This window comes from Vibrio lamellibrachiae, assembly GCF_050337265.1.
Classification (GTDB): domain Bacteria; phylum Pseudomonadota; class Gammaproteobacteria; order Enterobacterales; family Vibrionaceae; genus Vibrio; species Vibrio kyushuensis.
In genome coordinates, this window is sequence record NZ_JAKJSU010000007.1 from 432,000 (window position 1) to 443,869 (window position 11,870).

The following is an 11,870-nucleotide window of genomic DNA, read 5'->3' on the forward strand; positions in this document are numbered from 1 at the left end:
TAACACGTTACTGGACTGGTTTGAGTCACAAAACCCTCAGCTAATCGAGGGTTTTGGATAAGTTCTCCTAACTAAAATCAACCACTAAGATCACAAACCTCACTTTGTATTTTTATGACCAAAGCAAAGGGTATACAGGCAAGGAATAACAATTAGCACAACAGGCAGTGAGAACAATAGTCCGTAACCTAATGTTAGAGACATTGGTCCCATGTACACGTCAGTACCCCCAACTCCATAGGCAAGCGGTAACAACCCAACAACCGTGGTGATTGACGTTAATAGTATTGGTCTAAGTCGACTGGCGGCGGCTTTAATAACAGCGTCCATCACCTCTAAACCTCCAGCTCTAAGCTCGTTAATTCGATTTATCAATACCAAGGAATTATTGACTACCACCCCTGTCATACCTAGTACGCCAATCAGTGCGAACAATGACAATGGCTGCATGTGAACGAATAGTGACATCAGCGCTGCTACAACCGAAAATGGGATTACCGCCATAATCAGCAGTGGCTGCAATAAAGAGCTAAACATAATCGCGAGCACAAAATAGATACCGACCATAGCTGCGGGGAAAGCGACAAGAAAGCCAGACATAGTGTCACTGGTATTCTCGGCTTCACCACCAATATCTAGTTGCACACTTTTACCAACTTGCTGTGCTAATGCATCTGAAAGTTGCTGGCTTAGCTCACTTGATCCTAAAGCTTCGTCAACTATTTGTGCACTCACCAACACCTGACGGTCGCCGTTGTAATGTAAGAGTTCACGTGGAGCCTGTACCTCTTGTACTTTTGCAAGACGGTTCAGAGGCACTTTAACTCCACTTGGAGTCGTGATCTTCGTCGTTTTCAGACGTTCAATATTGCGATATTCCTCATCTGATAAAACTCGCAAGTTCACTTCTTGGTCGCCAATCCAAGTTGAGGAGACACTCTCACCATCGAAAGCGATACGCAGCGTTGTCGCAAGGTCTTGAACCGTCAGGTTGTAACGAGCTAGCCATTCATATTGTGGCAAGATTTGCAGTTGTGGATCAGTCAGTTGTTCGTTATTCGTCACTTTATCCAAGCTTGTTTGCTCTTTCATCCAAGCCATGACGAGACCAACCGCATGATTACGCTCTGCTTCGTTGTTACTGATAACACGAATCTCAATAGGCTCGCCCGGAGGGGGACCACCTGCGTCGACCGTGAATTTCACAAAATTAATCGCAGGAACGTCTTTCAATTTCTCGTTTAAACTGTCGGCTATCTGATTGGCCGTTCTATCACGCTGCTCAAAGTTGGTAAGCGTCAGTAAGCCATTACTTGCTGGGCTGCCATAAGTCATACTGTAGGAAACCAGTTCACTCTCACCAAGCTGTGCAATTGTCTCTTCAAACACGGAATGGGCTTTGCGAACCTGTTTTAGCGATGCCCCCGGCGCAACTTCTGTGTAAATTTCAATGTATTTAGCCGTTTCGCTTGGGAAGATATCCAGCTTAAGTGTCGTTAATAGTGCTCCACTCCCCGCAAGCGCGAACACAGCGACCAGCAGTACAGATTTTTTCCATGCCAAACAACGAGCTAATAGAGACTGGTATTGTTTGATCGCACCGTTGAAACGATCTTCTTTTTGCTTTTTCTTCTCACCTTTCTTTAACGAATTTGCAAGGTGTGCAGGTAACGTAAAAGTACATTCAATCAACGAGAACAGAAGAGCCGCGATAACCGTAATTGGAATCACCATGATTGCCTTCCCCATTGTTCCTGGAATAAAGAACATTGGGATGAACACGAGTGCCGTGGTAGTTAAGCTCGCAATAATAGGACGAATAACGTTCTGCACACCCGATTTTGCAGCGTCTAACGGCGCTTTTCCATTTTCACGCTCTTGGTAAATACTCTCGGCGACGATGACCGAATCATCGACAATAATACCGATCACCAATAGCATTGCCGCAAGTGTAATACTGTCTAAATTCATACCAAGCGCAGGCAGTACCGCCATTACGCCAAGTACACAAAATGGGATAGAAACAGCCACCCAAAAAGCGACCGCGCGTTTTAAAATCATGCTTAATACGATAAGAACCAGAACAAGGCCAACACCGCCGTTGGTCGTGACGATAGAGAACTTATCACTCATATCATCCGCAAGGTTCAAAGAGATAGGAAAAGAGAATTGGCCGTTAAGGCGCTGATCTTCTTTTTCAAGCAACGCTTTTACTCTGTCGATGGTCGAGATGATATCGGCGTTAGCGCTCTTCGCCACGGTAAACACAATAGCCCTTTCGCCATTCACCATGCCTAACTCCATCGCTTTTTCAAACGAGTCAGAAACGTACGCCACATCCCCTAAACGAACGGTTTCCCCAGTAGGAAGCACCTTAATGATGGTGTTTGATAACTCTTCAACAGAATGAATTTGAGTGAGCGTTACAATGCGTTGTTCGCTGTTCCAAGACTCGACCACACCGCCAGAGAGTGAAAGATTACGTGTATTGATCGCTGATGTAACATCAGCCAAAGCCAGTTGGTAGCGGGATATTTTGGACGGATCAACTTCAATCCAAAATTCACGCTCGGTAAAACCAGACATTGAAACCGTGCCAACGCCTGCAACACTGCGTACTTTCTTCTCTAAGTCACGAACGTAATTTTGCAGCTCAGAATTATCAAGCGCTGTTATTACACCAAACGTCATCACTTCAAACGAAGAGGTACTTTTCTGCGCCACAAGCGGTGGGTTTGATATGTCTTTAGGTAACCCTTGCACCCTATCAACGGCCTGTTGTATATCACGAACGGTTTGCTGAATATCGTACCCTTCGTCCAATTCAATGTTGATGTAAGATTGGCCATCGAATGATTGAGAGTTGTACTTTGTCAGCCCTTGTACCGACTTCAGTTCTTTTTCAATTCGATTGGTAATGTTCAACTCAATATCCTGCGCCGATGCACCAGGATATTGGGTTGTAATTTCGACTTCAGCAAATGCAATATCAGGCAATTCTTGAAGCTTTAGAATACTCATCGAACCAACGCCAATCAGCAGTACCATGATGGTGATAATGCGAGCCAAAAAGCTACGTTCTGCGAAGTAAGCAAGAAAGTTATTCATGGTTTATGCCCTATTTATCTGTCGTTGCGTGAATGGACATACCCGGTTTGAAAAGGTGTTGCTCATTGCTGATTTCAACATCAACAAAATAGGCAAAAGTTGTAGGGTCTAATTCGACAGCAATACGATGAATTTTTGCGTGAATACGCTGTGCTGGCTGAGCCTCTGACCAAACTTGAATCGGTTGACCCACGGATAGGTCTTGTAGATCAAACTCGCTTGCGAGTAAGCGAACGTTCAGTTGATCAATATTAGTGAGTTTGTACAGTAAGTCCCCTTGATTGACCCAAGCGCCATCATCAACCGAACGCTCTACTACATAACCATTTATCGCCACGTCCACCTGAGTATTAGCAAGATCTAACTGCGCTTTTTCCAACTCTATTTGGGCCAATGATAAGTTCGCTTTTGCGGCAGAAAAGTCTGCTTTTGCTATATCAAGCTCGTTCTGAGATAGACTTTTTTTCGAGCGTAGTTCTTGATAGCGAACGTAAACCGACTGTTTAATATCCAAATCAGCTTTGACTAAAGCAAGGTTGGCTTTTTGCTTACGCACCTCAAGTTTGAAATCTTGATCTTTAATAGTGGCTAGCTTTTGGCCTTGCGTGACTATATCTCCGGTTTGCCAATTAACGTGTTCGATAACGCCACTGACTTCAGATACAACGTTTAAAGGGGCTTTACTGGTTGTTTTACCAATAAGGTCAGCGGCATTGCTATAAGGTGCAAATACCATTGCGCTAATCAAGCAGGGTAATAATTGTTTGTTCATCATGGCTTTCTCAATATGTAGTTCCCAAAATGTAATAGGGGTACCCTAAAGTCATGAATGTCGAGTTTTTGTGAAAGTGGATTTTACTTAACCAGACAAACGAGTGCGTTTTCACATAATTTCGACATAAAATTGATATGATGGAAACCTTATATTTGGACACTTAGAGAACACGCCATGCTTGAGAACAGTCGAATTCTAATCGTCGAAGACAATGAAGAGCTACAAGGGATCTTAGCCGACTTCTTAGAAGTAAAAGGCGCAGAGACCGATTTCGCTGACAACGGAGAGCTTGGATTAAAGCTGGCCTTAGAAAATGAATTTGATGCCATCATTCTCGATGTCATGATGCCCAAAAAAGATGGTATGCAGGTCGCGAAGGAACTAAGAGAAAATGGATGTACAACGCCCATCCTTATGCTGACAGCATTAAATGGTCAGGAAGATTTAATTAATGGCTTCGATAATGGTGTCGATGATTTTGTTAGTAAACCCTTCCAGTTTCCCGAACTAGAAGTTCGTTTGTCTGCATTGATTAAACGGTTTCGAGGTCAAGTTGCTCCTGCGACTCTATCGTTCGGTTCATTAGAGATTGATGAGAAAACGAAGATTATCAAACGTGAAGGACACAATCTGGCGACCACACCTGTTATGTACCAAATACTGGTTGAACTCGTTAAAGCACAAGGTGATCTTGTAACTCGAGAGGCTCTAATCCATCAGCTTTGGGGCGATGATGTTCCAGATAAAGATGTACTTCGCAGCCATATTTATTTGCTGCGTAACACACTTGATAAACCGTTTAAAAAGGCGATGCTAAAAACCGTGCCTAAATTTGGCTTTCGTTTGGAGAAGTGATGTTTTTTACAAAGTCGAAAACCGCTGAAAACAATATTGAAAACGTAAAAAAGCGCCTGATCCGTCGGTTTGCAATCATCGCTATTTCAACGTCTTTTGTTGTTTTCTTAACGTTTTCATTAAAACTAGTGAAGGAAGAAGACAACCAAATCGCACGCTATTTAAACTCCTTTCAGGGGTTTGCTCAACAATATTATCTACGTGCCCCCAACAGTAGTATCGCTGTTAGTCCGAATATTACTGCGTATTACGACTCCGCGTTTTTACCCGACAATATCAAATTAGAAATGCCATACGCTAAGGATGAAGTAACAAGAGTTCGTTCTTACTCCGAGGATGGCTTCATGGTTTACCACTCTACCTTTTTGTCGAATGGAAACGAGATACCTCTGTATCTCACGATAGACACTAGATCGCTCGATTTTGGCGATGATAATTGGGATATATTATTGAGTATATCCACTTTATTGATGCTATTTCTTGTTGGGATATTAAGCGTGTCGACCAAGCGAATGTTTGATGAACTCATGTCACCGGTTGTCGAGTTGAGCCAACAGCTAAAAGACGAGGAGAGATCGAAGTTTACCGTATCGGAAAATACGATTGATGAAATTAAGCAGCTGACCAATCATCTCAATAGCTATACACAAATGAAAGAAAGAGTGGTGAAACAAGAAATGATGTTCGCAAAATACGCGAGCCATGAATTGAAAACGCCAATAGCGATTATTTCAGGAGCGGCAAACTTACAAGCCATGAAAGAAGAAGACGTAGAATTTCAGGCTAAGCAGCGCCATAGAATTATTGATGCTGTTGATAATATGCAATCAACAGTAGAGATTTTACTCAATATTGTGAAACAAGAAAATACAGCGTCCAGCGATGAATTATGGACAGTCAGTGAAAAAGATATTCCTATTTCGGAGCTCAGTAAAAAGGCAAAACTCGGTGTTGAAATCGAGCTAGTTATTGCACCGGATACAACGCTGAATTTCCCATTGCCTGTACTTAAAATGATTCTGAAAAACATCGTCAACAATTCAATTCGATTTACAGAAAAAGGCTCAATTACCATTCACGTTGCCACTGACCATATTTCCGTTCAAGACACGGGGACAGGGTTATCCGATAAAAACGAAACCGAGCATGGCTTGGGGCTTTTAATCGTAAGACGCTTATGCAATGTATATGGTTGGTACTTCGAGTTGAAAGACAGCATAAATACAAAGGGCTGCATTGCGAGCTTAGTTAAGAAAAGCAGATAGCTAAAACCTCATAGTGACAATGCTCAGTCCTGAAATGTTCTAATGCAATTCAGGACTCGCATACGCAATAAACAAGGCTCGACTACTCTTCTCACAAGAATAATTCACGATCTTATTCTAAATAGACATTTCTTCGACATCGAACCCCGTAAAGTCTGAGTCCTAATTAATCAGAGATGTTTATCATGAATAAAACCATTCTTTCACTTTCCATTCTAACCTGTTTTGTGAGCTATTCTTCAGTTGCTGAGCTAGCGCCAGAAGCCGGATTTGGTGGTGAAATCTCTCTCAATACTGGCTATATGTCTCAATCGTCTAACTTCAATACAGATGTTAAAGATCCAATATCGGACCTCAATTCTGAAGGCGACTCCAATGGGGAAATGCTTGTCGCGCCACTAGGACAAATCAACTATACGTTCGGACAACAGTTAGACAAGCAGGTATACATCGGTACTTCCCGTGAAGATATCGCCGTTGGTGATTTCGCTTTTGAGATTGGCTATAAACAAGAGCTAGAGTCGGGAATGGTGATTGACGCGTCATTTCTTCCAACCGTGGTATCAGGAGAAACATGGAGCGACCCATACGCCATTACCTCCACAAGAGAAGTCACTGACGAAACAGGTAACGCATACCGATTAAAGCTTGAATCTATAGCTGGTAGTGATTTCACACTTGATATGGCTTACGCGAACATCGATGTCAAAAGTGAGGCATCAGGCTCCGAATTGAGCTCGACTGAACAAGAAACATTACAACGTGATGGCAGTGTTATCTTCGTTAAAGGTGAGTATAAATACATGCTCAATCAAACGTCAGGCCTTATTCCATCTTTAAGCTATAAAGTACGTTCTGCTGATGGCAAAGCGATGGCATACAAAGCCTATGCAACGGACATTACCTACTTCAAAGTTTTAGACCGTCATCAGTTTGCTCTAACGGCTGGCTACGAAACTCGCAGCTACGATGGAACAAACCCTATGTTTAACGAGACTCGCAGCGATAATGAAATGAGCCTATTCGCAGCATATGAATATGACCAATTGATGGGCTGGGAAGATGTCTCGTTTATCTCGTTCGCAGGTTATGGAATCAGTTCATCAAATATTGATTTCTACAATGAGTCAGAATACCTGCTTTCTGCTGGTGTGAATTACAAATTTTAATTTGATCACTTGGCCTGATTTCGTATCAGGCCAAGATCTGCAACAGCCTATGAATATTTTATGTATTAATAAATAGGTTGGACTTTTCAATGTTACTTCTAATGACGTTATTCTCACAATCATACTGAGATAGCCTGAGCACCACCCTGGTTACTCATCACAGTGACAGGTTAGAATGCTCTACGCAGCATAGTTCCTAAATGGGCTGAATTCAGATGAGTTATAGTAGGGAAAAACACCACAAAAAGTCCTCTAGCTTTCCCCTTTTTACCTATTCCCAATCAAGGATAACCTTGCCAGAAAGCCCGCTACGCATAGCGTCGAAGCCTGTTTGGAAGACATCAACCTTGAAGTGGTGAGTAATAATTGGCGTTAGATCTAGGCCAGATTGAATCAAGCTTGCCATTGTATTCATCGACCAGAAAATCAAATTACTTTCAGACACTTAAGACAAACCAATAGCGAAAATGGCGGCAAATTGGCGACAAAAAAGGCAACAGTTTTACCTGTTGCCTTCTAATAATCAAAACCGGAAGTAATCTATTCCCAGTCTAGGATTACCTTACCTGACATGCCAGATCGCATCATGTCGAAGCCTTTCTGGAAATCGTCCACTTTGTAGTGGTGAGTAATAATCGGTGTAAGGTCCAAACCAGATTGAATCAGTGAAGCCATCTTGTACCACGTTTCAAACATCTTGCGCACACTCCATTAAATATACTTAATATCAATGGGTTATTTACACAGTTAGTAAACTTGGGGCTATTTTGGGGCTAAAAGTATCAAACTTTATTTTTCGTAAAAAATAGCCGTCTATTCATTATCACTCATCTTTAAAGCTTTAATGTGTAACTTCGCTGGTAAGGCGTAAGCCTCTATAAGCGGAGTATAGCACTCACGATGTGACAAAATTAGCATTGGAAGAAATGTAACCAAGTTTTCATGAGTTCCGATCAATGTCGAAACACACCTATCGTAAACTAGCCTTAAATACACAAATGCTTCTTGATCATAAAGGTCATACGTCAATGCTCTGTAGGCGAATACCTTCTTTTCCTCAGTGGGCCGAAAATTTACTTAATTGGAGATTTATATGTATAAGGCAATTGGTATAGTATCCAACGTAGTATTGGTCCCTACTCAAAAATCACAAATTAGTGCGACCATTTTAGCTAATGGGCGCCATCTATGCGTAAGCTCACGCCAATGTGACACTCTTGAGTTACATCAGGGACAAATCGTATATTGCGAATATTCAGTCACCCCACATCCGTTTGTAAACTGTCACACAGCAATTCCCTTGCCTGCCCTACTCCCCATTGGAAATACTATTATTTTCTCTGGGCAAGACGATATCTTTGCTGAAAATTACAAAGAGCTTTGTTTAATAACATCAAGAATATCCGTTCCCTGCCTAAGATCGTTTATAGATACTCTTTGCCAAAAAAACAACTTGTTCAATGCGTTTGTTTCAATTCAAGCGAGCGGTAGTAATCATCACGCTTATCGACACGGATTGTTGCAACACTCGATTGAAGTCGCACACCTTTCGTTAGACACCCTAAAAAGCTGTCATTTTTCTGATGAGATAGAGCAGCTAATTATCATTGCAGCCCTATTTCACGACATTGGAAAAACAGCACATGCGGTGTATACAAATGAATGCACGTATGTCCCCACCAATCACGAACTATCTACCTTCAGCCTATTGAGTGAGCCCATGGCACTGTTGTATCGTCAAAATAAGTTCTGGTATGACACATTGCTGGCATGTTGGGAGCCTGCATCTAAGGGCATGAGTACAGAGTGTGTTATTGCCAAGGCCGTTAAAAATGCAGACCAAATGTCGGCAGCTAAAAACGTAGCGGAAAAAGAATTCAGAAATTGCCCTGCTCATTGGTACTTTCGCCAATGCAACAATAGACGCTTCCTTCGCACGCCAGTTTGAAGGGCTGAAAATCAGCGCTATCTGAAGTTAACCTTTAGAAGCTCTTTCCAGAACTTTCATCGCGCTCTCATACGACGAAGCATCTATAAATACGTGAGATGGCTTCCCTACAATGGTCACAAGCACCGTATAAGGCTGCTTCCTGCAAATCCTTAACACTCGATTTGTTTCTCGCTTAAACCGAGTATTCGGCATCACCTCATCATAGCCTGTCATTGCTTTACTCCAGGTTGGTTTTCTGTACTTTCTCAGTCTTACGAGAACATACAACTAATCACAGTTTAGTTATATTACAGCTGCTGAGGGTTTCTCGATAGTTGTTCAATGAGCAATGTGCATGTTTATCACAAATATTACGAAGTGCTAGCTGTGAAGGTTTTGGACAAAGGTGAGTCAGAGCAGATCGCCCTGACTCACCACTGGTTAGAACCAATTAACACCAGTCTTTTAATCCTTTCCCATTTTTTTCAGTTTAACTTGCCATATTCGGGTGGACTGTGGATTGTGAACTAGATACGTACACACAATAATGAAGCCGATACCCATTCCCATAGTGATGGTCAATTCGGAGTCCAAAATCAGGTAGGATAATACTGAGGTACATGCAGGGACACAGGAGAAATACGTCGAGACATTCGTCACGGTTCCGGATTTGAGTGCGTGGATCAACAAGACAGACGCTAGCGATGATATCACTAGCGATTGCCACAGTAATGCCACAAGAAACGGCGTGGTCATTTGTACGGTGAACTCACTCCATAACAGTGTCGTCGGCACTAACGCTATCAAAGCAGAGAAGCATTGGAGCCCCATCGTTTTTTGAATTGGGATATGCGAGCAATAGAGTTTCTGTATGGCCGTGCCGAGCGTAATCCCTAATAGAGACAACACAGCATATAGCATGTTGACCTCATTGCTTGCACCTAAGCTCAAGCTCTCAACAGACAATAGTACCGTGCCGAGCATACAACCTATAATTGCCCCTATTTGTACTTTAGAAGTCCAACCGCGTGAGATGATCAGTGTGAGTACTGGCTGTAGCCCTAGCACCACAGTGAGCATTGCAGGACTGATACCCTCAGACAGTGAATAAGAGAATAAAACAGGGTAAAGAAATTGGATAAACAGTCCGACCCATAACGACATTATGATGTCTTTCCGCGACATAACAGACCCAGACTCTGCGAATAAGAAGTTGAGCAAAATGAATACGAACAACGCAATGACCACTCGCAGTGTTATAAACGACAATGGGTTGGTGTACATCAACCCAATTGACGAAGAAATATAACCAGAAGACCAGAGTAAGATAAATACAAAGCCAATGTATTTCATTATTGCTCTCTTCGCTAAGGTGCTCAAACTAACGTAAAACGCTCACCTAGACCGCGCTCACCTATATAATATTGCTTCATTTCTCGACAATAATTCTGGATGTCTAGCCCCTTATTTTGAGTCAGTTCAATCAGAATGTCATAGATTTCTTGTATCGGGATCTCGTGGTGAATGTGTGCAAAAGACAGCTTAAACACAGCATTTTTAATATCTTCCAAATTGTGGATTGAACGGGCAAGCTCGTTTACGAAGTCTTGCTTGTCGTGCTTGGTAAGAGCTTGTCGGTTAAACACCATAGGATGCAGGGAGTTCTCGCAGATAGAGCGATCGGTGAAAATCATTTCAGGGTAGAGTTTATCGACTCCCTCAAATTGGAAATCAAGACACAAAATCACTCGGCTATCTTGACCAAAGTTGTAAGCTGCGTGCACCACACTCGCGTCAAGCATCCAGATTTCCCCCTTTCTCATCCGAAACACGCCAAAGTCTTCATCGCTATGGTATGACGTCATAGGTGCTTCTAATGGAATAAGTACTCGAAGATATTTTTCTTTCTGTTTGCCGAACTCTACGAAGTCTTTATGTGGGATGACCTGACCATTAATAAGGTTTCGGGTTCTGACCATCTTTAAATTGTCCGCATCAAAAAATTGATGGATAACTTCATTAATATAATGCGTTTGAAGCCCTAACTCAGTCAACTTAGCTTTATTAGGGTTTTCTTTATACTGAGTATTACGATAATCACCATTATCATTCCATAAAGAGTTATTAATCCATGTACCTTGACTAAATTCGCTGTACTCTTCTTCAAACACTGGAAAGCGCTCAATAACGTCTAAGTCACGCCTTAACGCTTCATTGTTAAAGTTTATTTTTCCTAACAATTTTGTTTTCGATATCACTTTTTTCATATAATTACCTTTAACACAGAGTAGTTGCAGTATCCAAAATCAGAAGTATTAGATGCTGCGTAAAAACTGTGAAGTAACGTACATCAGTGAATTACACTCGTAACATTATTAATCGTTATTTATTTCTTATTCGACACGAATTTAAATAACAAAAACATTAGGGCGAACTCATATACAAAGGTTGTTTTCCGACTAGGGGATGCTTTCGTAAAGGTAAAGTGATGCTGCAAAATTATTTGCGCAAACTCCTCAGAATACGCACCTGTTACAGCGTAGTTCGCTTTCTTGTCTCACTTGATAAGGGGCTTCCTATTAAAGTGGAAAGCTCGACCGTTGCGACTAGATAATCACTAAATTTATATTTTACTCTGAGTGGCCATAAATGGTTTTTCTTGGCAATCATTGAGGCGCTAGTACGATAAACACGCTCTATGACCTTGTCATTTATAGCCTGCATTGTTGGAGTGAAAATGCCCCTGTAAAATATAAATACGGTCTCAT

Annotated in this window: 10 protein-coding genes and 1 pseudogene; 4 read left to right on the forward strand and 7 right to left on the reverse strand. The window is 41.9% G+C overall.

What is annotated here, in order from left to right:
* Positions 1-99 precede the first annotated feature (99 nt).
* Both L4C54_RS13255 and L4C54_RS13260 read right to left on the reverse strand, forming a co-directional pair.
* Positions 100-3,108 carry an efflux RND transporter permease subunit gene (locus L4C54_RS13255; RefSeq protein WP_428808566.1) on the reverse strand — a complete coding sequence of 1,003 codons (3,009 nt, stop codon included), beginning with the start codon at positions 3,106-3,108 and terminating at the stop codon, positions 100-102.
* 10 nt (positions 3,109-3,118) lie between these two features.
* A complete protein-coding gene (locus L4C54_RS13260; protein ID WP_428808567.1) occupies positions 3,119-3,883 on the reverse strand; it encodes an efflux RND transporter periplasmic adaptor subunit in 765 nt (254 codons plus the stop codon).
* A 174-nt stretch (positions 3,884-4,057) separates the two neighbouring features.
* On the opposite strand from L4C54_RS13260, the gene L4C54_RS13265 reads away from it, so the two are divergent.
* The 3 genes from L4C54_RS13265 to L4C54_RS13275 all read left to right on the forward strand — a co-directional run bounded on the left by L4C54_RS13265 (position 4,058) and on the right by L4C54_RS13275 (position 7,172).
* On the forward strand, positions 4,058-4,738 hold the full coding sequence (locus tag L4C54_RS13265) for a response regulator transcription factor (RefSeq protein WP_428808568.1): 681 nt from the start codon (positions 4,058-4,060) through the stop codon (positions 4,736-4,738).
* A complete protein-coding gene (locus L4C54_RS13270; RefSeq protein WP_428808569.1) occupies positions 4,738-6,003 on the forward strand; it encodes a histidine kinase dimerization/phospho-acceptor domain-containing protein in 1,266 nt (421 codons plus the stop codon). Before L4C54_RS13265 ends, L4C54_RS13270 begins: the two co-directional genes overlap by 1 nt.
* Positions 6,004-6,188: 185 nt before the next feature.
* Positions 6,189-7,172, forward strand: coding sequence for a DUF2860 domain-containing protein (locus tag L4C54_RS13275; RefSeq protein WP_428808570.1), 984 nt, complete (start codon positions 6,189-6,191; stop codon positions 7,170-7,172).
* Positions 7,173-7,443: 271 nt separating this feature from the next.
* Here the strand turns inward: L4C54_RS13275 and L4C54_RS13280 are convergent, their stop codons facing one another.
* Entirely contained in the window at positions 7,444-7,617 is a 174-nt protein-coding gene (locus L4C54_RS13280) for an L-threonine 3-dehydrogenase (protein ID WP_428808571.1), read from the reverse strand.
* 95 nt (positions 7,618-7,712) lie between these two features.
* Positions 7,713-7,874, reverse strand: a pseudogene (gene tdh / locus L4C54_RS13285) (L-threonine 3-dehydrogenase); the annotation flags it as partial.
* Between the two features lie 391 nt (positions 7,875-8,265).
* On the opposite strand from tdh, the gene L4C54_RS13290 reads away from it, so the two are divergent.
* Entirely contained in the window at positions 8,266-9,120 is an 855-nt protein-coding gene (locus L4C54_RS13290) for an HD domain-containing protein (protein ID WP_428808572.1), read from the forward strand.
* Between the two features lie 447 nt (positions 9,121-9,567).
* Here the strand turns inward: L4C54_RS13290 and L4C54_RS13295 are convergent, their stop codons facing one another.
* From L4C54_RS13295 to L4C54_RS13305, 3 genes are all read right to left on the reverse strand, one after another.
* Positions 9,568-10,455 carry a DMT family transporter gene (locus L4C54_RS13295; protein WP_428800184.1) on the reverse strand — a complete coding sequence of 296 codons (888 nt, stop codon included), beginning with the start codon at positions 10,453-10,455 and terminating at the stop codon, positions 9,568-9,570.
* A 23-nt stretch (positions 10,456-10,478) separates the two neighbouring features.
* Positions 10,479-11,369, reverse strand: coding sequence for an aspartyl/asparaginyl beta-hydroxylase domain-containing protein (locus L4C54_RS13300; protein WP_428800183.1), 891 nt, complete (start codon positions 11,367-11,369; stop codon positions 10,479-10,481).
* A gap of 265 nt (positions 11,370-11,634) precedes the next feature.
* Positions 11,635-11,870, reverse strand: a 236-nt coding sequence (locus tag L4C54_RS13305) for a hypothetical protein (RefSeq protein WP_428808573.1), incomplete at its 5' end; no start/stop codon positions are given.

Excerpts from the sequence above, each read along its gene's own strand:
- L4C54_RS13275 (WP_428808570.1), top strand. The coding sequence starts at position 6,189 with ATGAATAAAACCATTCTTTCACTTTCCATTCTAACCTGTTTTGTGAGC.
- L4C54_RS13265 (WP_428808568.1), top strand. The coding sequence starts at position 4,058 with ATGCTTGAGAACAGTCGAATTCTAATCGTCGAAGACAATGAAGAGCTA.
- L4C54_RS13290 (WP_428808572.1), top strand. The coding sequence starts at position 8,266 with ATGTATAAGGCAATTGGTATAGTATCCAACGTAGTATTGGTCCCTACT.
- L4C54_RS13260 (WP_428808567.1), bottom strand. The coding sequence starts at position 3,883 with ATGATGAACAAACAATTATTACCCTGCTTGATTAGCGCAATGGTATTT.
- L4C54_RS13300 (WP_428800183.1), bottom strand. The coding sequence starts at position 11,369 with ATGAAAAAAGTGATATCGAAAACAAAATTGTTAGGAAAAATAAACTTT.
- L4C54_RS13255 (WP_428808566.1), bottom strand. The coding sequence starts at position 3,108 with ATGAATAACTTTCTTGCTTACTTCGCAGAACGTAGCTTTTTGGCTCGC.
- L4C54_RS13270 (WP_428808569.1), top strand. The coding sequence starts at position 4,738 with ATGTTTTTTACAAAGTCGAAAACCGCTGAAAACAATATTGAAAACGTA.
- L4C54_RS13295 (WP_428800184.1), bottom strand. The coding sequence starts at position 10,455 with ATGAAATACATTGGCTTTGTATTTATCTTACTCTGGTCTTCTGGTTAT.